Below are 21,757 nucleotides of genomic sequence, written 5' to 3'. Positions count from 1 at the left end.
ATCGAGCGTTCTCATTTCCCGGGAATCCCTGTTCTTTTGCTTTGCAGCAAATTCGACGCCGGTGGGCGGGCTTCATCGAAGGTGGGGGCGGACCTCCATCGAGTTGTATAGACACATTGTCTGCTGCTCCCAACTGCGCCGCAAATAAAAATGCCGGCGCGGCAGGACGGCGTCCCGGTCCCGGCCCAAGTTTTGAAAGAACTCCACGGTCCGCGATAACCCTTACGCCATCCGCCCCAGGACAGCGCGCGCCGCGCACCAGGATGGATGCGCCGGCGCACCGGAATTGCGCCGTTTCGCGCGCCGGGCGGGCCGCCGCGCCCGCATGCGGTGCCGAGCCGGAAAAGCTCCAACGGGCATAGCCAATGCTTTAGTGAAGGTGAGCCGGCCGCTTCGACCGCGGGCCACTCAAAGAAGCAAGAGACCGGACCCATCCGGCCGCCTTGAACGACAAACTGCGACAAAGCGTGAGTCACGCAAAACGCACGGAGAACGGCACGTGAACATCATTGAACTGGCGAAGGAGTCTGGCATGGCCGTCCTGCTCGACGGAAAAATCGGGCGCGAGGAATACGTGAGCGTCAGCGGTTCGCTGGCGGCGCTCGCGCGTTTTGCGGAAGCGGTACGGACGACTGCCACGCCTTCGGAGGAATTAAAGGAAACGCAATCCTGACGCGGCCGCCTGCGGCGCGACTGCCGCCGCAGGCGAAAAGCGCGGCACCCGCTCCCCGGCGGATCGACCATCCGGCCGGGCGGGCCGCCGCCGGCCCGCCGCCCAGCTTTCCCCGCCTTTCCCCAGCGCCCGCGCGCCGCCTTATCCGGCCAGGCCGGCGCCGCCGAAAGTTTGAACCACCCGGTAAACCCGCGCATTTTCGCCGCTTTCAAACGGGCGCTTCGCCGCTATACTTTCCAGGCTTCGCTGTACCTGCGAACCCCACCTGATTCCGCTCGCAGATGCCGCTCGTCGGCAACAATCGACCCAATAACGTCCGATGAAACTGGAGCCCCATTTTTTTTGCACCGTTAGCGCGGCGCCGCTGCGATGCTGATCCTGACGCGCCGCCCAGCCCTGATCGTCGCGCTCAGCGTCGCGCTCGCGGGCACCGTCCTCGCGATCTGCGTCTCGGTGCTGATCCAGATGCGGCAGGACGCGGCGCAACGCGCGCAGGACGCGGCGACCAACCTGCTCTTGCTCGTGGAACGGGATACCGCGCGCAATCTCGAGATCTACGCTCTGTCGCTGCAAGCCGTCATCGACGGGCTCAGGCAGCCGGGCCTCGACAAGCTGCCTCCCGCCATCCGGCAGGCGGTGCTGTTCGACGGTTCGGCCATGGCCACGCACCTGGGTTCGATCCTCGTCGTCGATGCGCAGGGCAACGTGATCTACGACTCGCGCGCGGAGCCGCCGCGCAAGCTCAACGTCGCCGATCGCGACTATTTCAGAGTGCAGCGCGATACACCGGACGCGGGCCTCTACGTGAGCCACCCGTTCATTCCGCGTCTGTCCGGCAAGAGCCCGAGCATCGCCTTGAGCCGAAGGCTGTCGAATCCGGACGGCAGCTTCGCGGGCGTCGTCGCCGGCACGCTGCGGCTCGACTACTTCCATAGCCTCTTCGACGGCATGAAGCTCGGCCCGCACGGCTCGATGGCGCTGATGCTCGCCGACGGCACGATGCTGATGCGCCGCCCATACGACCCGAACATCATCGGCCGCAGCCTCCTCAACACGTCCAACTACACGCGCTTCACGCAGGCGCCAAGCGGCTCGTTCTACGGGACCGCGGCGATCGACGGCGTCGAGCGCTGGTATGCGTTCAGCCACGTCGCGCGTTTTCCGCTGATCTACGACGTCGCGCTCTCGACCGACGACATGTACGCGAACTGGCGGCGCCGCGCCTGGGTCTTCGGGACGATCGTCGCCGTGCTCGACGTCCTCATCATCTGGTTTGCCATGCTGTTCTCGCAGCAAATGCGGCGCCGCACCGCCGTCGAAGCCGAGCTGCGGATGCTCGCGCGCACCGACGGCCTGACGAGCCTCGGCAACCGCCGCGCGCTCGACGAAGTCGGCGCCAAGGAATGGCGTCTCGCGCGGCGCGGCGGGCAGCCGCTGTCGGTGCTCCTGATCGACGTCGATCACTTCAAGGGCTTCAACGATCTGTATGGGCACGCCGCGGGCGACGACGCGCTGACGGCTGTCGCGCACTGCATCAAGAACGGCTTGCGGCGCCCGGCCGATCACGCCGCCCGCTACGGCGGCGAAGAGTTCGTCGTGCTGCTGCCGGCGACGGACATCGCGGGCGCGCGGCTCGTCGCGGAAAGCATGCGCGAGTCCGTGCAGTCGCTCGGCATGCGGCACGTGGCCAGCACCCATCAGGTGCTGACCGTCAGCATCGGGGTGGCGAGCACCGAGGCGCGCCGCTTTGCCGATCTGCGCGCGCTCATCGATGCCGCCGATGCCGCGCTCTACGCGGCGAAGGCCGAGGGACGCAACCGGACGATGCTGGACGGCGCGGCCGAGTGCGGTGCAGCGGATCGCGAGCCGGCGCCTGCGGCATCGCCGGCCAAATCAGACGCGAATCCCTCGTGACGAGCGGGCTGCGCCGACGCGTTTGACCGGGCAATCCGCCAGCCGCAGTCAGCCCAGGCTGGCGCTTTGCTCGCGGGCCGCCGCGTCGTCGCGCCGCGCACGGTACCGCTGAAACACGACGCTGCCCGGCGCGTCCTGCGGCAGCGCTCCCGTCTTCAGCCACGCCAGCGCGATCCACCACAGGCTGTCTTCAAAGCGGCTGTGAAAGAACGCGAAATGCCCGATCGCCGGGTGACCGATCTGCATCGGCGCGATGCGCAAATGCGTGAACGCGCTGCCGATGAAATAGCCGAGCAGGCGTTCGATGGCGGGGACGGTGCCGAACTCGTCGTCGGTGACGCTGATCGCCAGGAGCGGCGCGCGCACCCTTGCAAACTGCTCCACGAGACGCGCACGCTCGGCCTCGCCGCGAGCGAACGCGCCGCGCCGGTACGTGTCCTCGAAACGCGCCTTGCTGCGGCTCCACGACAGCGCCACGCCCTTGGGCGTGTCCTCCATCCAGCCGAGCCGCTTGGCGGGCACATAGCCGACGAGCGCCGCGAGCACCGGCATCAGCACGTGCCAGCGCCACAGCATCGCGCGCCGGTGAGCCGGCGCATAGTCGCGCCAATGGGCGTATTGCGCGCCCATCGTGACGATGCGCCGGATCATCGCGTTCGACGGCGCGAGCCCGACGACGAAGCCGCCGATGCTGTGCGCGACGACGTCGATCGGCTGGCCCGCGAATTCGCGGGCCGCGTATTGCAGCACCGCTTCGAAATCGAGCTGGCCCCATTCGAGCCACGACGCGCGAAACCCGCGCAGCGTCGCGGGCCGCGATTCGCCGATGCCGCGGTAGTCGTAGACGATCGCGTCGCATCCCTGCCGGTAGAGAAACTCCGCGAACCTGAAGTAGTAGCGGCAGCGCACCGAGGTCGCCGCATTGACGACGACCACGGGCCGCGCGGCAACGCCGGCAGCGTGCGCCACGACCTGCTCCCCGCTCATCGCCCGCTTGGGACGGCGCCAGACAAAGCCGTTGATCGGGCAGCCGTCGGCCGCGGCCAGCGCAATCGGCTCGGGTTCGGGTCCGAGCGCCTGCGATTCCCTATCCTCCATCGTGCCTCCTGATGAGCTGGCTCTCGATGGCACGCGCGGCGCGCACCGTGCTGCATTCCATCGGCACATGCGGTAGAACGCGGCACGCGCTATCGCTCGAAAACCATCAGCGTCGACGTCGCCGACGCATACAGCTTCCCATCAGCGTCGACGAGCTTCGCCTCCGCAAAAGCCGCCCGCCGCCCGATCGACAGCACGCGCCCTTCCGCCCTCACCACGCCCGTGTCGCGCGTCATCGCCTTGTGATAGGCCACTTTCAATTCGAGCGTCGTATAGGCCTGCGTGGCCGACAGACAGGAATGCACGGCACAGCCGCACGCCGAATCGAGCAGCGTGGCAGCGTAGCCGCCATGAATGGTACCGAGCGGGTTGTAGGCGTGATCGCCCGGCTTGCCCGCAAAGACCGCACGGCCGACATCGGCTTCGACGAAGTCGAAACCCAGCGACACCAATATTCCCGGCTTCTTTCCGGACGCAATCAATTGACGCAACTGCGCGAGCCCTTCGAGCTCGTTTGAAACCGGGGCCGGAATATCCATGGCAGAATCACCTGATAGATGAGGATAAACATCGAATTTATTAATGATGTTTTGTACAATCTAAAATGTCAACATCAGGGAGCCAGACGATGAAAGTGTCCCGAGAGCAGTTTCTGGAAAATCGCGAACGCATCCTCGAAGTCGCGAGCAGGATGTTTCGCGAGAACGGGTTCAACGGCGTCGGCGTCGCCGACATCATGAACGGCGCCGGCATGACGCACGGCGGCTTCTATCGCCACTTCGCCTCGAAGGAGGATCTCGCGGTCAAGACGAGCGAAGCGTCGATGACGCACACCGTCGAAAAATGGAGCCAGCAGCGACAAAGCAATCCCGATAGCGCGCTCTCGACGTTCATCGGCCACTACCTGTCCGAGCGCCATCGCGACAGCCCCGGCGAAGGCTGCATGCTCGCCGCGCTCGCCAGCGACGCCGGGCGCGAAGGCCCGGAGATCCGCAAGTGCTTCGCCGACGGCGTGACGTCGATGATCGGATCGCTCGAAAAGTTGCTTCCCGGCGAGGCAAGCGCAGACACACGCCGCACGGCGATCGCGATGATGGCGGAACTCGCCGGCGCCGTGGTGTTGTCGCGCGCGGTTGGCGACGCGGCGCTGTCGAAGGAAATCCTCGGCGCCGTTACCGAGGATTTGCAGCCGGTGTGCAGCGGCGCTTGATTGCAACCCGCGGCTTAGGCGGACTAGTCAGGCGGAATTGATCGGCGCGCGCGGAGAACCAAGCCGGACGACGCGGAGGCTCACGGATTGTTCTTCATCCCAAGCACCTCGATTTTTGCTATCGCAGGCGGCTGCACGAACAGCGTCTGTGCATTGGCCATCAGCGCCTTGGCGATTTCGCCGTCCAGGTGCGCCTGACGGTCGGCTTCGCTATGGAATGCGTCGAACACGCCGAACACCTGGTCGGACAATTTCAACGCAAACCAGATCGGCGTGGTGTGTTCCCGATTCGCCATCTCGAGCCCCTTCTGAAGAAACGCCGCCACTTCGGCTTCCTTGCCGGGCTTGGCTTCAAAGCGTGCGAACAGTGCGTACTGAATCATCATCGATCTCCGGTTGAGGGTGCATCGCGAACGTTGCGACGGATCACACTTTACAGAATGCAGCGCGTCTGGGCGAACGCGGGCACACGCATCGCGGCGGCATGAGTCGACATGGCGGGCCATGCCGGCGGCGTCACGTTGCGCACGCAGCTGCGCCGCCGGCTGGGGAAGGGTATACGCGAGATCAGAAGCGCTTGAGCGCGCGGATCTTCGCGACGCGCTCGAACAAGTCCAGGCTTTCGAATGCCATACGGTCGTGGCTTGCGCGCGCATCGCCGAGCGAGAAATGCTCGATGCGCGCGATCAGATCGCGTGCGGTAAGGAGCGCGCCGTTGAACTCGTCGAAGCACGACGCGCGTCCCGAGCGGACGAGCACATGCAGTGCCGCAGCGATGAGCACCTCGTCGTCCGCCCAGCTCGCGTAGCACTTTTCGCGCAGCGAATACAGGAGAGCGGGGCGGCCTGCTTCGTCGATGAGCGCCACATAGCGGTCGCCGATGTAGAAGCACAGCGAATCGATGTAATCGATCTCGTCGATCACCTGCTCCAGCGCACGCTGCAATCCGCCGTCGCTAAAGAGGCGCTCCACCGCTGCGCGAACCTGCACGAAGTACTCCGCTTCGCTGCGCTGCCACGCAGCATGCACGCCGCCGATTTCCGCCATCACCGGCGCGCCGGCCGCAACCTGGCCGACACCGATCCAAGCGTCGCCGCCGCAATCGATCCTCGCGTGCGACGCCGGACGAATATGCAGGCGTCCGTGCGCGTTGATATAGAGCGACAGCAGCGCAGCAGCGCCCAGCGTTCGGGACGGCACGACTGGCAGCGGCTCGACGCGCAGCTCGCGATGACGCCTCAGAACCGCAAGCGCGGCCCGGTCGTACGCGCCGAGCGCCTGCTGCATCTGCTCGAGCGGATAGACGCCGCCGTGCGTGAGCGCGTCCTCGGCGGCGTCGCACGCGACTTCGCCCGCGTAGGCGTCGGCCAGCAGATCGTCCGTCCAGCACGAATGATGACTGCGCGCGAATGAGTGTGCTTTCAGCTCCATTGACGCTCTCCCCCGTTTTGAATGGCAAACATCCGATTAATATGCGCACGGGCGGCATCGCCGGCGGCTGTCGAGGCCGCTTGCCGAAACGCGCCGCGGGTGCGTTCCGGCTCGTGGCTGTAGTTTTAGATTTCACCCACCGGAAAAGCCGGCTACAACTGCTAGTTCTGACAGCTACAGCGTGTCGTTGCGCACGGACAGAACCGGCAAAGCGCGCTTATCGACGGAAAGTCAGCCGGCGTGCGCCTTCCGAATGGCGCAGTGTGCAAGGCGGCGGTGCGGCGTGTCGCTATTGCACGACAGCAAACATTACCGCCCCCCTCGCCGGCACCGGCCGAAAGGCGCCAAACTTTGCCGGAAAGCCCTGGTTTTCGAGCATCTGTCTTCCCCGCGCCGCGTGCGCTAGCCCACATCTGCTGCAAGCGCGATCCAGCATGATTAAACTAAGACATGGAGTGCTGGGCGCGCCGGAACCACGCGACGCGCGAGGGTGCGAGCACCGGATTCTCTTGACGAAGCCGGCAGCGCTTGGCCCCGCGCCGCAGTCCCGCCGTCAGAAGCCCGGTACCGTGGCCCGTCGGGGATTGCCGCCATGAACCGCCCTCTCGCTCGATTCCCGTTTCGCGCCATCGCCACGATGCCTCTCGGCCGGCGCCTCAAATGGCTGCTGCTGCTCGTCGCGGCAGTGCTCATCGGGATCGCGGCGCATTTCGCCGACATCGAAATCGAAACGTCGCGGCTGCAGGCGCGCTACCTGTCCGACCTTGCGCGCAACCTCACCTACTCGCTCGAGCGCGGCCCGAGCGACCGCATCCATTTCCCGGCAAGCGGCCCCTACGACGTGCGCCTCGGCTACGCGGCGCTGCCCGGTTTCATTACGCGCCTCACCGAACGCGGCTTTGCAATCACGAGCCAAGCGCGCGATTCCCGGACGATGCTCTCGCTTGCGGACCGCGGCCTCTATCTCCCTTATGACGAGAAGGACCGCGCCGGCCTGCAGCTATTCGATGCGACAGGGGCTCCGCTTTATAGCGCGCGCTACCCGATTCGCACCTACGGCAGCTTCGAACAGGTTCCGCCGCTCGTCGTCGACGCGCTGACGTTCATCGAAGACCGCTATCTGCTCGACCCCGACGCGCCTTACCGCAACCCTGCGATCGACTGGGGGCGCTTCTCGCGCGCGCTGATGGATCAGGCCGTGCGGTTCGTCGACCGCCGTCAGGCCACGCCGGGCGGCAGCACGCTCGCCACGCAGATCGAGAAATTCCGCCATTCGCCGGACGGTCGGACCGCGACGCCGCCTGAGAAACTGCGGCAGATCGCGTCGGCATCGGTGCTCGCTTACCTTGACGGCCCCGAAACGCTGCCGGCCCGCAAAGAGATCGTCGTGCACTACCTGAACACCGAGCCGCTTGCCGCGCAGCCCGGCATCGGCGAGATCGAAGGTCTCGGCGACGGTCTCGCTGCCTGGTACGGGCGCGATTTCGACGAGGTGAACCGGATTCTGGCGGACACCGGCGCCGAAACGGGCAACGGCCCGATCGCCCCCGGCACGCTGGACGAACAGGCGCTCGCGTTCAAGCAGGTGCTGTCGCTGCTCGTCGCGCAACGCGCGCCGTCGAGCTTCCTGCGCCCCGACAGCCCCGCACTCGAGCCTCTGACCGACAGCTATCTGCGCGTGCTGGCGGCCAACGGCGTGATCTCGGCGCCGCTGCGCGACGCCGCGCTCGCCGCGCACCTGGAGCTCAAGCGCAAGACGACGCTGCCGCCTCCCGAATCGTTCATCGCGCGCAAGGCGGTCACTTCGTTGCGCGCGCATCTATTGAGCACGCTCGGCGTGAAGAGCTTCTACGATCTCGACCGGCTCGACCTGAGCGCCCGCGCGACGCTCGACAACGCCGTGCAGCAGGCCGTCAGCGACCGTCTCGCGCTTGCCGCGACCAAGGACGGCGCCCAAGCCGCGGGCCTCTACGGCTACGAGATGCTGCGGCCGGGCGACGACCCGTCGAAGATCACCTTCAGCTTCACGCTATTCGAGCGGCGCAACGGCGAAAACCTCATGCGCGTGCAAACCGACAGCGTGAACGAGCCGTTCGACATCAATCAGGGCGCGCGCCTGAACCTCGGATCGACGGCGAAGCTGCGCACGGTGATCACGTATTTGCAGGTCGTGACCGAGCTGCACGCGCGCTATGCGTCGATGAGCAACGCCGAATTGAAGCAGGTCGAGCCCGATCCGCTCGATGGGCTCACCAAATGGGCAGTCGACTATCTGCTGCACACGCCGGACCATTCTCTCTCGGCGATGCTGAATGCGGCGATCGAACGCAAGTATTCGGCAAGCACGGGCGAACTGTTCTATACGGGCGGCGGCGCGCAGACCTTCACGAACTTCGAGGCCTCGGACAACAGCCAGATCCTCACCGTGCACCGCGCATTCCAGCATTCGGTGAACCTCGTGTTCGTGCGGCTGATGCGCGACATCGTCCATTACGAAATGATTCAGGCGGCGGGGCCGTCGGCGAGCTGGTATGCCGATCCCGCAGTGCGCCAAGCGTATCTCGCGCAATTCGTCGATCAGGAAAGCAAGGTCTATCTGCACCGCTTCTACACGCGCTACCACGGCGAGACGCCCGACGACGCGCTCGCCACGCTGCTCGCGCATGTGCACAAGTCGCCGCAGAGAGTCGCGACGGTGCTGCGCAGCGTCGCCCCCGACGCGTCCATCACGTGGTTCAGCGCGGAGATGCGCGCCGCGCTCAAGGGCACGCCGGACGCCTCGCTCGACATTTACGATCTCGCGCGGCTCTACGAGAAATACGGCATCGACAAGTTCAACTTGAACGACCGCGGCTACATCGCCAAAGTGCATCCGCTCGAACTTTGGACTGCGAATTACCTGCGCGAGCATCCGAACGCGACCGAGGCGCAACTGCAGGACGCGAGCCGCGACGTGCGCTTCTATACGTACAAGTGGCTCTACAAGACGCGCTATCACCTGACGCAGGACCGCCGCATCCGGCACATGGTCGAGCTGCAGGCGTATCAGCGAATCGGCCAATCGTGGCGCGCGCTCGGCTATCCGTTCGAGACGCTCACGCCGTCGTTTGCCGCGGCCATCGGTGCGTCGGGCGACCGGCCGGCGGCGCTCGCGAAGTTGATCGGCATCGTCGAAAGCGGCGGCAAGATGCTGCCGACGGAAAGCATCAGCTCCCTCGACTTCGCGACCGGCACGCCGTATGAAACGCACCTCGCGCATGCGAGCCGGCCGACCGATCCGGTGTTGCCGCCGGAAATCGTCGGGATCGTGCAGGGACTGCTGCGCGACGTCGTGCTCGGCGGCACGGCGAGGCGGCTCGCCGACGGCATGCCGCTTGCCAACGGCAAGACGCTCGACGTGTACGGCAAAACCGGAACCGGCGACCAGCGCTTCGAAGTGTTCGCGCCGGGCCACCGGCTGATCGAATCGCGCAAGGTGAACCGCACGGCGACGTTCGTGTTCGAGATCGGCCAGCACTTCTACGGCACGCTGACCGCGTACGTGCACGAGCCGTATGCGGCGCGCTACGACTATACGAGCGCGCTTGCGGTGCAATTGCTCAAATCGCTTGCGCCGGCGCTGCAGCCGCTGATCGGCAGAGACGATCGAGCGGCGAACGTCTCCGAGCGGTAAGCGCCGTCACCCGATGCCGTCGCGGCTCGGCGCAATGGCCGGACGTTGCGCCGTGCGGCGCAAGGCGACATCGAACGGATTGGTTCGCGGCCCGATCGCATCGGCCTGGCGCTTGAGCAATTCGACGACCGTCGGCAGGCGCTCCGGCGTCAAGCGGCTTGCCAGCGTGCCGACGCTCAATGCGGCGACCGCTGCGCCCGCGCGGTCCAAAATTGGCACCGCGACGCCCGCCATGCCCTCCAGCACCCCGCTATTGCTGCCCGCGTAGCCGAGCTGGCGCACGCGCTCGATCTCCGTGCGCAAATACACCTCGTCGAGTACGCCATAGCCGCGCAAGCGCGGCACGTTGAAGTGAATGATCTCTTCGCGCTCCGCTTCGGGCAGGAACGCGAGAATCGCGAGGCTGCCCTGCCCGACGCCCAGCGCGACGCGTCCGCCGATATCGCCGGTGAACGAGCGAATCGGAAACGGGCCTTCGCACATATCGAGGCAGACGGCGTCGAACCCGCTTCGCACGAGCAGGAAGATCGTGTCGCCAAGGCTCGCGCAGAGCCGCAGCATCGCCGGGCGGCAGAGCGTGCGCAGGCCGCTCGGGTTGCTCGCTTGCGCCGCGAGCGCGAAAAAATCGATGCCGAGGCGATACAGCTTCGAGTGGCCGTCCTGCTCGACGATGCCCTCGTCCGCGAGCGACTGCAGGATGCGATGCGCGGTGGCCTGCGTGAGCCCCGCCTCCTTGGCGATGCGCGTGACGCGCGCGCCTTCGGCCGGCGCATGCGCGAGCGCGCGGATGATCGAGAACGCGCGCTGCAATGCGCCGGGTGCGGGCGCGCCGGGCACATTGCCGGTCACCGGCTTCGATTGATCGTCGGCAGAATTCATCGCTTATCCCATGGCTTCATTCCAATGGGCGGAATCATATAGAAATTTCTAACCGCACGGAATCTTCGCGCCCGACGCCGCCCGGAAGCCGTTTATTGGCATTTACCCCTATTTTTCCGGGCCTCCTGCGAACTTCTACAATGGAATAAGCAAAGTCGTCAAATCCTCTTTCATTCCATTCAACGGAATTTTTTAACTTTTTATCCCATTGAATGGAATTTGAAATTGACGTTGCGTAATTTGGCTGGCTAGAGTCGCTTCACCGGCTTTTCGTCCACCGCCGCACTCAGAGGCCAGACCATGTCGTTCCTCACTCTCACGGATCTCTCGAAGTCGTACGGCACGCTGCACGCCGTCGCCGATTTCGATCTCTCGGTGGAAAAAGGCGAGTTCGTCTCGCTGCTCGGCCCGTCCGGATGCGGCAAGACGACGACGCTGCAGATGATCGCGGGCTTCATCGACGTGACGCGCGGGCGCATCGCGCTCGACGGCAAAGACATCACGCACGTGAAGCCGAACAAGCGCGGGCTCGGTGTCGTGTTCCAGAGCTACGCGCTCTTTGCGCACATGACGGTCGCCGAGAACGTGAGCTTCGGGCTCGAAATGCGCGGCGTCGCCAAAGCCGAGCGCGCCGGGCGCATTCGCGACGCACTCGGCCTCGTGCGTCTCGACAAGCTCGGCGAGCGCTTCCCGCGCGAGCTGTCGGGCGGGCAACGGCAGCGCGTCGCGCTGGCCCGCGCGCTCGTCATCGAGCCGCCCGTGCTGCTGCTCGACGAACCGATGTCGAATCTCGACGCGAAGCTGCGCGAGGACATGCAGTTCGAACTGCGCGCGATCCAGCGCAAGGTCGGCACCACGACGGTGATGGTCACGCACGATCAGGCGGAAGCGCTGTCGATCAGCGACCGCGTCGTCGTGATGGAGGCCGGCCGCATCACGCAGGTCGATACGCCGTATCGCGCGTATGAACGCCCGCAAACGCACTTCGTCTCGCAGTTCCTCGGCAAGGCGAACATGCTGCCGGGCGTGGTCGTGCATGCCGCGGGCGACCGGATCCGCATCGACCTCGGCCACGATCTGAGCGAGACGCGCGACGCCTCGCATGGGCCGTGCGCTCAACGTCCGCTCGGCCTCGGCGACGCTGTCACGCTCTGCATCCGCCCCGAAAAGCTGCGCCTGTGCGCGCCCGATGCGGGCCGCCTCTCGGCGCGCGTGTCGAGCCGCTTCTTCCTCGGCAGCCAGTGGCTCTACCGCGTCGACAGCGCGCTCGGCGACATGCTCGTCTGCTGCCAGAACGAAGGCGGCGAGCCGTTCTCGGAAGGCGATGCGGTCGGCGTCGACTGGGCGAGCGACGCCGTGCGCTTCATCGAAAAGGATGTCCGCCATGCCCACTAGCACGCTTCGCGCCGCCGCGGCCGCCGACTCCGCCGCCCCCTCGCCGTCGCAAGCGCCCTGGCGCGCGTTCCTGCCCGCATGGCTGCTGTGCGCGCCGGCGTTCGTGCTGTTCGCGACGCTCGTGCTCGTGCCGCTCGCGATGACGCTCGCGCTGACGTTCTACCGCTTCGATCCTCAAAGCGGCCCGATCGCGGCGTTCCAGTTCGGCAACTACGCGCAAGTGCTCGGCTCGTCGTATTACCACGAGATTTTCGCGCGCACATTCGGCCTCGCGATTGTGACGACGCTCCTGTGCGTGCTGATCGGCGCACCCGAGGCTTATGTGCTCTACCGGATGCGCGATCCGTGGCGCTCGCTCTTCTTGCTCGCGATCCTCGCGCCGCTCTTGGTATCGGTCGTGGTGCGAGCGTTCGGCTGGAGCATGCTGCTCAATACGAACGGCCTCGTGAACCAGGCGCTCGGCGTCTTCGGGCTCGGCCCCTATCGGCTCGAATACACGAAGTTCGCGATCGTCGTCGCGCTCGTTCACGTCATGCTGCCGTTCATGGTGATTCCGGTCTGGACGTCGCTGCAAAAGCTCGACCCGCAAACGGAGAACGCGGCGCTGTCGCTGATGGCGTCGCCCGCGACCACGCTGCGGCGCATCGTCCTGCCGCAACTGACGCCGGGCATCCTGTCCGGCAGCCTGATGGTGTTCGGACTGTCCGCAAGCGCGTTCGCCATTCCCGGCCTATTGGGCGGACGGCGCCTCAAAGTCGCCGCAACCGCCGTCTACGACGAATTTCTGAGTTCGCTCAATTGGCCGCTCGGCGCGACGATCGCGGTGCTGCTCCTCGTCGCCAATCTCGCGATCATGCTCACGTACTACCGCGTGCTCGAACGACGTTATCAGCGCAGCATGGGCTAGATGAACTACCCCCACGCTCACTTACGTTCGCTGCCCCCCGAGGGGGCGGACGCCTCCCTTGGGACGGCCCGGCGGGAGGCGTCACGAGGACTCCGGCAATGAGAAAAAACGGCCCCATCGCGCTCGCATTTCACACGCTCGTGATCCTGTTCGTGCTCGCGCCGCTTGCGATCGTCGTGCTGGTCGCATTCACACCCGATGAAACGCTGACGCTGCCGACGCACGGCTTCTCGCTGCGCTGGTTCCGCGCGATTCTCGACTATCCGGATTTCATCAGCGCGTTTTTCAACAGCGTGAAGCTCGCGTTGCTGTCGGCGACGCTGTCGCTTGCGCTCGCCTTGCCCGCCGCACTCGCGATCGGACGGATGCGCTTTCCCGGCCGCGGCTTGCTGAACGGCTTGCTGCTGTCCCCGCTCGTGATTCCGAGCCTCGTGCTCGGCATCGCGTTCCTGCGCTTCTTCGCGCTGATCGGCGCGACCGGCTCGTTCGTGTGGCTCACGGTCTCGCACATCATCATCGTCACGCCGTTCATGATGCGGCTCTTGCTCGCCTCGGTGGCCGGGCTCGAACGCAGCGTCGAGCACGCCGCCGCTTCGCTCGGCGCCGACCCATGGACGACGTTCAAGCGCATCACGCTGCCGATGATCGTTCCCGGCATCACCGGCGGCTGGCTCCTTGCGTTCATCAACAGCTTCGACGAGCTGACGATGTCGATCTTCGTCACGTCGCCGCAAACCGTCACGCTGCCGGTGCGCATGTACATGTATGCGACCGAATCGATCGACCCGATGATGGCGTCCGTCTCCGCGCTCGTGATCGTCATCACGGCCGGCGCGATGCTGCTGATCGACCGGGCATACGGCCTCAATCGCATTTTGGCCGGGCATCACTGATGACTTCCTCGTCCCTCATGGCACACCTCTCGCCCGATACCTGCGCTGCCGGGAATCGCGAACGCGATGCGCATTCGAGCGGCGGCGACGGTCCGCAATTCGTGCGCGTTGCCGAACAAGCCCGCGCGCCCGTTGCCTTCACGCTCGACGGCCGCCACGTCGATGCACTTGCCGGCGACACCGTGCTGACCGCGATCCTGCTCGCCGGCAAGCGCGTGCGCGACAGCGAATTCAGCGGCGCGCCGCGCGCCGGTTTCTGTCTCATGGGCGCGTGTCAGGACTGCTGGGTAAGAACCGAAGACGGCGTACGGATACGCGCGTGCTCGACGCTCGTCGAAGCCGGGATGCGGATCGTCACCGGCGTGCCGGATGCCCGGTCGAGCACCAACGCGGAGCCCGCCCGATGAGCTCGCCATCGAACGAAGCCCCTCGCATCGTGATCGTCGGCGCCGGTCCGGCCGGCGTGCGCGCCGCCGAAACGCTCGTCGCCGCGGGTCTCGCGCCGGTCGTGCTCGACGAGAACGCGCGCTGGGGCGGCCAGATCTATCGGCAGCCGCCGGCAACGGGCGGCTTCGCGCGATCGAAGCGAACCCTGTATGGCTTCGAGGCAAAGAAGGCCGATCGCCTGCATGCGGCGATGGCCGCGCTGCTGCCGCACATCGACTACCGGCCCGATACGCTCGCCTGGGGCGTCAGCGCCAAGCGCATCGATACGCTTCATGCCGGGCGTGCGCAAAGCGTGCCGTTCTCGCACCTCATCATCGCGGGCGGCGCGACCGATCGCGTGCTGCCGCTGCCCGGCTGGACGCTGCCCGGCGTCTTCACGCTCGGCGGCGCGCAGATCGCGCTGAAAGCGCAGGGCTGCGCGATCGGCAGGCGAGTCGTGTTCGCGGGCACCGGGCCCCTGCTCTATCTGGTTGCCTATCAATACGCGAAAGCCGGCGCGAAAGCCGGCGCGCAGGTGGCCGCCGTGATCGATACGAGCTCGTTCGCCCAGCAGGCCGCGGCTGTCCCGCGCCTCGCGAACGATCCTGTGACGCTGGCGAAAGGGCTCTACTACGCGGGATGGTTGCGCGCGCAAGGAATTCGCATCGTGCGCGGCGCGACGCTCGTGCGGGTCCGAGGCGAGCGCTTCGTCACCGGCATCGAATGGCGCGTGGCGCAACGCGCGCCGCTCGCGATCGATTGCGATGCGATCGGCCTCGGCTTCGGACTGCGCCCGGAAACGCAGCTCGCCGATCTGGCCGGCTGCGCGTTTCGCTTCGATTCGAGAAGCCGCGGCTGGCTGCCCTCGCTGGATGACGCGGGCCGCAGCTCGGTTGCAGGCCTCTATCTGGCGGGCGACGGCGCGGGCCCATCCGGCGCCGATGCGGCGGAACTCGCGGGACGCCGCGCGGCACTGGCGCTGATCGACGATCTCGGCGTGGCGCGTCCGCGTATGTCCGGCATCGATAGCGACGCTGCGATTGAACACCGCATGCGACGCATCGCTGCCTTCCGCGCCGGGCTCGACGCCGCGTTCACGCCGCGCGAACCCTGCGCCTCGCCCTGGCCCGACGAGACGATCGTGTGCCGCTGCGAGGAAATCGACGCAGGCACGTTGCGCGCCTCGATCCGCAACGACGGCGTCACCGAGATCAATCGGCTGAAAGCGCTCACGCGCGCCGGCATGGGACGCTGCCAAGGACGCATGTGCGGCGAAGCGGCCGCGCTGCTGCTCGCGGAAGAAACCGGCCGCTCGCTCGACGCCGTTGGCCGCCTGCGTGCGCAGGCACCCGTCAAGCCCGTGCCGGTCTCGCTCGCGCTCCATTCCGGCGCGGTCCCCGAAATCGCCGAGGAGGCCCGCGATGAATGACGGCACGCACTACGACGTGGCGATCGCGGGAGGCGGTCTCGTCGGCGCGTCGGCGGCGCTCAATCTCGCGAAGCGAGGCTTGCGCGTCGGCCTGTTCGAGCGGCGCTTTTGCGGCGCGCAGGCAAGCGGCGTGAACTACGGCGGCGTGCGCTGCCAAGGACGCCCCGCCGAACAACTGCCGCTCGCGCTGCGCGCGCGCCGTGTGTGGGACCGCTTGCCGGAACTGATCGGCAGCGGCGGCGAATTCGTCGTGTCGGGGCACTTGCGGCTCGCGCGGAGCGTTGCCGATCTCGACGGGCTCCACCGCTATGCGCGGCTGGCCGGCGAGCATGGACTCGATCTGCACGTGATGGCGGGCGACGCGTTCCGCCGCCGCTATCCGTGGCTCGGTCCGCGTGCGGTCGGCGGCTCGCTTTGCGAGCGCGACGGCCACGCGAATCCGCGCCTCGTGTCGCCTGCTTTTGCGCGTGCCGCACGCGAGGCCGGCGCGGAGATTCGCGAAAACGCCGCGCTTACCGAGGCCGTTTTCGACGGCACGCGTTTCCGGCTGCGCGCGAGCGACGCCTCCTTTACCGCCGACTGGCTCATCAACGCGGCCGGCGCCTGGGGCAACACGCTGGCGGCAAGGTTCGGCGAAGCCGTGCCGCTCGAACCGATCTATCCGAACATGTGGGTCACCGAGCCGCTGCCCGTGTTCATCACGCACAACCTCGGCGTGTTCGGCGGCGGCATCTACGCGCGGCAAGTGGCGCGCGGCAATGTCGTGATCGGCGGCGGACGCGGGCGCGGCGACGGCGAATTCGGCCAGCCGTCCACCGACACCACGCGCAGCGTGATGCGCGACGCCTGCCAGTTGCTGCCGCTCGTCGAGCATGCGCTCGTGATCCGCACATGGAGCGGCGTCGAAGGCGCGACGCCCGACGACAATCCGATTATCGGCGCGAGTTTCACGACGCCGCGTCTGTTGCATGCGTTCGGCTTTTCCGGCGCAGGGTTTCTGCTCGCGCCGGGCGTCGGCGAAGTCCTCGCGGACCTGGTCGCCGACGGCGCCACCGCAACGCCGCTCGACGCGTTTTCGATCGAACGCTTCACGCGTGCCAACGCCACGCTTTCGCTTCCCGCTGTGAATGCCGTGCAGTGATTCCGCCCTTCAGGAGACCATATGAACCACCCCCACGCTCACTTTCGTTCGCTGCCCCCCGAGGGGGCCCGATGCCTCCCTTGGGGCGGCCCGGCGGGCGGCATCATGAAACTCATCAAAACGATCGCGGCAGCCGCGGCCTTGTGCGGCCTTTCCGCAGCCATCCCCGCCTTCGCGCAAAGCAAGACGATCTACATCGGCATGAACGGCGGCCCGATGGAAAAGGCGTACACGAGCCAGGTGCTGCCCGACTTCGAAAAAGCCAACAACGTGAAGGTCGTCGTCGTGCCGGGCACGTCGTCGGACATTCTCGCGAAGCTGCTCGCTAACAAGAGCAATCCGCAGATTCATGTCGTGTTTCTCGACGACGGCGTGATGGCGCGCGCGGTCAGCATGGGCGTGTGCAAGAAGCTCGACGATGCGCCGGTGCTCAAGGAGCTCTATCCGTTCGCGCGCATGAAGGACGACATCGGCGCCGGCGTCCAGCTCGGCATGACCGGCATTGCGTACAACACGAAGCTCTTCAAGGAAAAAGGCTGGGCGCCGCCCACCTCGTGGCTCGATTTCGCCGATCCGAAATACAAGGGCAAGGTGGTGTTCCAATCGGCGTCGAGCAGCACGTTCGGCCTGCACGGGTTCCTCGAAATCAACCGCTTGTGGGGCGGCAGCGAGCAGAACGTCGAGCCGGGCTTCACGAAGTGGCAAGGCACGGTCGGGCCGAATGTCGTCGAATACATTCCGAACTCGGCGAAGATCTCGGAGATGGTGCAGACGGGTGAAGCCGGATTGTTTCCGCTTACGCCGACCGCAGTCGGCGATTTGCAGGACAAGGGCATTCCGGTGGCCTACGTGAGTCCGAAAGAAGGCCCGGTGCTGCTGCTCGTCGATCTGTGCGTCGTCAACAACAATCCCGATCCGCAGCTTGCGCAGAAGCTCGCGCAGTTCCTGTTGTCGGCACCCGCCGAGACCCAGGCCGCCATCGCAGGCAAGCAGATTCCGACCAACCGCCTCGCGACGATGCCCGCTTCGATGCAGCAAAGCCTCGGCAATCTCGACGAGCTGGTGCGCAAGGTCAACGTCGTCGATTGGGATGTGATCAATGCCCATCGCGCGCAGTGGGATGCGCGCTGGAATCGCGAAATCGAGCGGTAGGGGTGAATGGAGGGAGGGGCGAGCGGCCGGTGCTTACTCATACTCACGCAATGCGGGGACGAGGTGTTCTACTTCGGCGCTACGGGTAGCCTTGCTAACCCGTAGCGGATTTGCTTGCCCCGCTATTTGATCAAGAGGCCCACTCTGTTACTGAAGGCAACTTGCCTTGCTTCCACTCTCTCATTATTTTAACTGCCGCCCGGTTAAATATATGCCCCGCCTTGTCGCCAGGCATTTCCTCAAGAATTCTTACTTCTCCGCTCGCCTTGTTGATTTGAAACACACCCGTTAGCCCTCCGTCGCTTTTGAAGCGATAGTTGGCAACTGTATCCTTCTCGTCGATCATTTCAATGATAATGTGAAATGCCATAATCACTCCGGAATCCAGGCGCGACCCGAGCGAATTGCCGCTTCGCGGGCTGTTCACGATTTCTTATAGTGCCGCAGCATTCTGCTCCGGCTTAAGCACCGTTTGTGCAATTGTTTCGCCATCTTCGTTGCAAAACTCTACTTCATATGCCTCTATTGGCTCCTCATATTCGAAAACAATTGCACCGATACTTCCCATTGAAAGCCCTTCCTCTTTTAATTCAACCAAGAGCCGAATTGTGTCATTAACTTTGAATTCCAAGGGTGGCACACTTAAAGTAGATGGCAGTTAATCCAGGCGCAGTAGAGTTTTGCTTATAAACAGAGGGGCAGCGTTAGCGGCCCCTCTGATTTATTTCAGGTTGCGCTCCCAGTCAGAAAAATCCTCATCTGCATACAAGTAAGGTCGGTCAATACCAGGCATGTCTACCGCCCCAAGATTCTTGAGCACCTTCCAAACAACACTATCTGTCACCTCTACAGAATCGTCCTCGATGATAGTCATCGCCCATGCCGCTACCGCTTCCCGCGATTCGGTCGCAGCACGCATGGCTTCAATTTTCATCAAAACTTCGGCTCGGGTGGGAGGACCAACGCGCATATCTTTATCTCCTTCCCATGTAACTGCCATCTGCATCAAATTCTTGGCTCAATATCCAAACCACACTATCGGCTAATGGATTAAATTCTTTATTGCTATATATACGATAAAAGCAACAAATAAAGCAACCGCGATCCACCAGCGAATTTTGTCAGCACGAGTTTTTGGCGAAGTTGTCAGCACAGTTACCACCCAAATCCCAAATTAGTCCAAGGAGTCGCATATCCGAAGCTAGCTTGGAACGGGTTATTCACCTTACCCACATTCGCCCCGATACCAAAGTCAGCAACAGTCGCCGTCCCATTTCCCGGTGAATCAGGAACGCCGCGATTCCGAACGTAGGTAAACGCGCTTTCCAGATTGCCAAAGACGTCGCCTTTGTTCATTCGAATCAGTTTCTGTAATTCCTGGTTCTGAATATCTGGATACACTCGCCTCAACTCAGCGACTTCGCGACCAAGACCTTCTCGTAGCGTGCTCAATCCTTCTACACTGCGGGAGACAATTCCATTCGACCCTCTATGGCTTCTTTTTAAATACCAGTCCTTCTTGTGTTAGATCAATCTCAGCATCGTCCATTGTCCATGGAGCTAAGTGTATCGGCACACACACGGTTTTCACACCATCTTCAGCAAAGAACAAATTGATTACAGCTGCTTCCAAGTCGGCCTTCATCTTGTTCTCCCCTAAGGTTACTGAACCTTCCGAGGGATATGTAAGTAGCTCGGTGATTGTAACGGTATCGTCTTCTCGCCTTCCCGCAAAGTGAGGCGAAATCGCTTGGTCTCGATTGGCACCAATGCGACAGACTTGCGATGCCCGCAATTTTGCAATCGCGTTGGCAGCCGATTCGCTATCAAGAATACGTGCTTGTGCCAAGGGATTTCCAAGCCCATCCCAAATGACGATGCACATTGCTTGCTCGGTCAGTTGTGTTGTCAAACTGTCCCAAAGAGAAGGTCTTCTTTCTGGATTTTCAAGAAATAACATCGCGTCCTCAATTTAACGAGAGCCGTAGGGCTTGGAGTAGTAATTCTCGATGAGATACCTCTTCTCTTCGAGATAGTCTTCGACCAATTGGCGGCGAGCGGTTGCGTCGCCCAGTTCCCTTGCAGTGCGAACCTCACCTAAGTACTGGCGTCGTTCCGTTGCCAAGCGCGCACTAGGATTTTCATAGTAAAAACGTTGCCCAGGATACCCCGAAGCAAGGTCATCGAGATAGTGCCCATACTCGTGCCTAATTGCGGAAATCGATGCGTCGGGATCGAAAACGATATTCCCAGGACGCCCCCCACTTGGAGCTGGGCCATACGCAAACTGCCCTTTGCGATAACTAATATCGACGCCCTTCGCCTTCAAATCATCGACGATGGCTCGATATTCCGCAGCATTATTGGCTCGCGCCGATCCCAGAGTATTGATCAGACGATCGCCGCCTGAGCTCATCGCGATCCCAGTTGCATTATTTCCGCCCAGACGGACGGCCTTCGTAGCACTTAGCACGAGTTGCTCAGGAATCTGTCCGACCATCGTCAACGCAAGTCCCGCCGCGCTACCCGAACGCGCAGCCAACCCCCCATCGGTTTGGAAGTAAGTAATCTGCGGCGTTTGACCGCCTCCGGCTCCTGGGGGGAAACACCCCAGCTGCTTCCAGCCCCTTCACCGCTGCACCCCGTTCGAGAGTTGAATCGGCGTGTTCGCCAGCCCCTTCCCGAAGTTCAAACCGTCGGACGCGATTTGCTGCGCCGCCTTCCAGGCAGACAACGAACTACCCGGATCCGTACCCGCCACCGGTACCCCCGGCAACGGCTCGCCGAACTGCGCACGAAACGGCTCGCCCGCGAGCGGCGTGCTTGCCCCTCCCGCTTTCAGCCTGCGTTGCCGAGACACCTGCTCCAAGCGTGACAGCAATGCGCTGCCGTTTTCCGCGTAACGCGCTTTCGGACGAAGCTGCCAGCGCCCGCCCTCGGGCAACTGGGCATCCTCCACCCATTCGACCATCCGCTCTTCCCACCACCCGAGCACGGCCCAGTACCCACGGTCTATCTGGCGTTTGAGCGCTTCCAGCTGATTCCGCAATATGGCCGCGTCGTACACAGGCGCACGGCGCCAGCATGAATCGAAGGTGTCGTCCAGGAACTCGGCAAGCTGGTATCCGTTGACGGAGTTCAGATCAAAGTCGACGAGGTTTCTGTGCATCAATGCCAAGCTCGCCTTGATCTCGATCGCGGTCCACGCAAAAACCGGAAGAAGAACCCAAGATGCGTCCTCCAGCTCGAGCTCGCGCATGCGGATCAATTCTGGCTGTGAGCCGAACGTGCGGGTGTGCAGCCTCTTCGTCGCGCTCATCGGGCACCACCCAGGCGGGCCAGGGGCGTTACCGCATGTCGACGTCGCCCTCGACTCGTTAGCCGCATCGCGGGCCCATCTTCCATACGTTGTCGTGCGCAACTCGACATCTGCATCGTTTCTCTCCTGTGTTTGTTTTTTGGAGAACGAAACGTAATCGAGTGGTGACGCAGCGCGATATAGGAATAGTCCGAAATGAAACTCCTCTGCTTTTTGC

At 64.1% G+C, this 21,757-nt stretch carries 23 protein-coding genes; 11 read left to right on the top strand and 12 right to left on the bottom strand.

Annotated elements, in window-relative coordinates:
- The first annotated feature begins 499 nt into the window (after positions 1 to 499).
- Positions 500 to 673: a hypothetical protein gene (locus J3489_RS05630; protein WP_206996726.1), complete on the top strand. Its 174-nt coding sequence runs from the start codon at positions 500 to 502 to the stop codon at positions 671 to 673.
- Between the two features lie 369 nt (positions 674 to 1,042).
- A complete protein-coding gene (locus tag J3489_RS05625; protein WP_206996725.1) occupies positions 1,043 to 2,587 on the top strand; it encodes a sensor domain-containing diguanylate cyclase in 1,545 nt (514 codons plus the stop codon).
- A 48-nt stretch (positions 2,588 to 2,635) separates the two neighbouring features.
- Here J3489_RS05625 and J3489_RS05620 read toward each other — a convergent pair whose 3' ends face one another.
- Both J3489_RS05620 and J3489_RS05615 read right to left on the bottom strand, forming a co-directional pair.
- On the bottom strand, positions 2,636 to 3,685 hold the full coding sequence (locus tag J3489_RS05620; protein ID WP_206996724.1) for an alpha/beta hydrolase family protein: 1,050 nt from the start codon (positions 3,683 to 3,685) through the stop codon (positions 2,636 to 2,638).
- 89 nt (positions 3,686 to 3,774) lie between these two features.
- On the bottom strand, positions 3,775 to 4,224 hold the full coding sequence (locus J3489_RS05615; protein WP_206996723.1) for a PaaI family thioesterase: 450 nt from the start codon (positions 4,222 to 4,224) through the stop codon (positions 3,775 to 3,777).
- 89 nt (positions 4,225 to 4,313) lie between these two features.
- Here J3489_RS05615 and J3489_RS05610 point away from each other — a divergent pair, with 89 nt between their 5' ends.
- Positions 4,314 to 4,895 carry a TetR/AcrR family transcriptional regulator gene (locus tag J3489_RS05610; RefSeq protein ID WP_206996722.1) on the top strand — a complete coding sequence of 194 codons (582 nt, stop codon included), beginning with the start codon at positions 4,314 to 4,316 and terminating at the stop codon, positions 4,893 to 4,895.
- Between the two features lie 80 nt (positions 4,896 to 4,975).
- On the opposite strand, the gene J3489_RS05605 is transcribed toward J3489_RS05610, so the two are convergent.
- Both J3489_RS05605 and J3489_RS05600 read right to left on the bottom strand, forming a co-directional pair.
- On the bottom strand, positions 4,976 to 5,278 hold the full coding sequence (locus J3489_RS05605) for a putative quinol monooxygenase (protein WP_206996946.1): 303 nt from the start codon (positions 5,276 to 5,278) through the stop codon (positions 4,976 to 4,978).
- Positions 5,279 to 5,462: 184 nt separating this feature from the next.
- On the bottom strand, positions 5,463 to 6,326 hold the full coding sequence (locus J3489_RS05600; RefSeq protein ID WP_206996721.1) for a hypothetical protein: 864 nt from the start codon (positions 6,324 to 6,326) through the stop codon (positions 5,463 to 5,465).
- Between the two features lie 592 nt (positions 6,327 to 6,918).
- On the opposite strand from J3489_RS05600, the gene J3489_RS05595 reads away from it, so the two are divergent.
- Positions 6,919 to 9,999: a transglycosylase domain-containing protein gene (locus J3489_RS05595; RefSeq protein ID WP_206996720.1), complete on the top strand. Its 3,081-nt coding sequence runs from the start codon at positions 6,919 to 6,921 to the stop codon at positions 9,997 to 9,999.
- 6 nt (positions 10,000 to 10,005) lie between these two features.
- Here J3489_RS05595 and J3489_RS05590 read toward each other — a convergent pair whose 3' ends face one another.
- Positions 10,006 to 10,878, bottom strand: a complete 873-nt coding sequence (locus tag J3489_RS05590) for an IclR family transcriptional regulator (protein WP_206996719.1) — start codon at positions 10,876 to 10,878, stop codon at positions 10,006 to 10,008.
- Between the two features lie 300 nt (positions 10,879 to 11,178).
- Here J3489_RS05590 and J3489_RS05585 point away from each other — a divergent pair, with 300 nt between their 5' ends.
- The 7 genes from J3489_RS05585 (at position 11,179) to J3489_RS05555 (ending at position 18,221) form a co-directional block, all read left to right on the top strand.
- On the top strand, positions 11,179 to 12,273 hold the full coding sequence (locus tag J3489_RS05585) for an ABC transporter ATP-binding protein (RefSeq protein ID WP_206996718.1): 1,095 nt from the start codon (positions 11,179 to 11,181) through the stop codon (positions 12,271 to 12,273).
- Entirely contained in the window at positions 12,263 to 13,180 is a 918-nt protein-coding gene (locus J3489_RS05580) for an ABC transporter permease (protein ID WP_206996717.1), read from the top strand. The genes J3489_RS05585 and J3489_RS05580 overlap by 11 nt, the downstream gene beginning before the upstream one ends.
- Positions 13,181 to 13,278: 98 nt before the next feature.
- Entirely contained in the window at positions 13,279 to 14,073 is a 795-nt protein-coding gene (locus J3489_RS05575) for an ABC transporter permease (RefSeq protein WP_206996716.1), read from the top strand.
- On the top strand, positions 14,073 to 14,480 hold the full coding sequence (locus J3489_RS05570; protein WP_206996715.1) for a (2Fe-2S)-binding protein: 408 nt from the start codon (positions 14,073 to 14,075) through the stop codon (positions 14,478 to 14,480). Before J3489_RS05575 ends, J3489_RS05570 begins: the two co-directional genes overlap by 1 nt.
- Positions 14,477 to 15,928, top strand: coding sequence for an FAD/NAD(P)-dependent oxidoreductase (locus tag J3489_RS05565; RefSeq protein WP_206996714.1), 1,452 nt, complete (start codon positions 14,477 to 14,479; stop codon positions 15,926 to 15,928). The genes J3489_RS05570 and J3489_RS05565 overlap by 4 nt, the downstream gene beginning before the upstream one ends.
- Positions 15,921 to 17,069, top strand: a complete 1,149-nt coding sequence (locus J3489_RS05560; RefSeq protein WP_206996713.1) for an NAD(P)/FAD-dependent oxidoreductase — start codon at positions 15,921 to 15,923, stop codon at positions 17,067 to 17,069. The genes J3489_RS05565 and J3489_RS05560 overlap by 8 nt, the downstream gene beginning before the upstream one ends.
- A gap of 105 nt (positions 17,070 to 17,174) precedes the next feature.
- Positions 17,175 to 18,221, top strand: a complete 1,047-nt coding sequence (locus J3489_RS05555; RefSeq protein ID WP_206996712.1) for an ABC transporter substrate-binding protein — start codon at positions 17,175 to 17,177, stop codon at positions 18,219 to 18,221.
- Positions 18,222 to 18,351: 130 nt separating this feature from the next.
- On the opposite strand, the gene J3489_RS05550 is transcribed toward J3489_RS05555, so the two are convergent.
- The 7 genes from J3489_RS05550 to J3489_RS05520 form a co-directional block, all read right to left on the bottom strand.
- Positions 18,352 to 18,591 (bottom strand): hypothetical protein, encoded by a 240-nt coding sequence (locus tag J3489_RS05550; RefSeq protein ID WP_206996711.1) that lies wholly within the window; start codon positions 18,589 to 18,591, stop codon positions 18,352 to 18,354.
- Between the two features lie 63 nt (positions 18,592 to 18,654).
- Positions 18,655 to 18,852, bottom strand: a complete 198-nt coding sequence (locus J3489_RS05545; RefSeq protein ID WP_206996710.1) for a DUF4926 domain-containing protein — start codon at positions 18,850 to 18,852, stop codon at positions 18,655 to 18,657.
- 90 nt (positions 18,853 to 18,942) lie between these two features.
- Positions 18,943 to 19,227, bottom strand: a complete 285-nt coding sequence (locus J3489_RS05540) for a YxzC family protein (protein ID WP_206996709.1) — start codon at positions 19,225 to 19,227, stop codon at positions 18,943 to 18,945.
- A 149-nt stretch (positions 19,228 to 19,376) separates the two neighbouring features.
- A complete protein-coding gene (locus tag J3489_RS05535; RefSeq protein ID WP_206996708.1) occupies positions 19,377 to 19,673 on the bottom strand; it encodes a hypothetical protein in 297 nt (98 codons plus the stop codon).
- Between the two features lie 37 nt (positions 19,674 to 19,710).
- Positions 19,711 to 20,181, bottom strand: coding sequence for a hypothetical protein (locus J3489_RS05530; protein ID WP_206996707.1), 471 nt, complete (start codon positions 20,179 to 20,181; stop codon positions 19,711 to 19,713).
- Between the two features lie 12 nt (positions 20,182 to 20,193).
- Positions 20,194 to 20,727: a hypothetical protein gene (locus J3489_RS05525; RefSeq protein WP_206996706.1), complete on the bottom strand. Its 534-nt coding sequence runs from the start codon at positions 20,725 to 20,727 to the stop codon at positions 20,194 to 20,196.
- Positions 20,728 to 20,850: 123 nt separating this feature from the next.
- Entirely contained in the window at positions 20,851 to 21,540 is a 690-nt protein-coding gene (locus tag J3489_RS05520) for a hypothetical protein (protein ID WP_206996705.1), read from the bottom strand.
- Positions 21,541 to 21,757 lie beyond the last annotated feature (217 nt).

Source organism: Trinickia mobilis (genome assembly GCF_017315705.1).
GTDB classification, from domain to species: domain Bacteria; phylum Pseudomonadota; class Gammaproteobacteria; order Burkholderiales; family Burkholderiaceae; genus Trinickia_A; species Trinickia_A mobilis.
The sequence above is the reverse complement of the archived record's forward strand: the minus strand, read 5'-3'. Positions and strand labels throughout refer to the sequence as shown.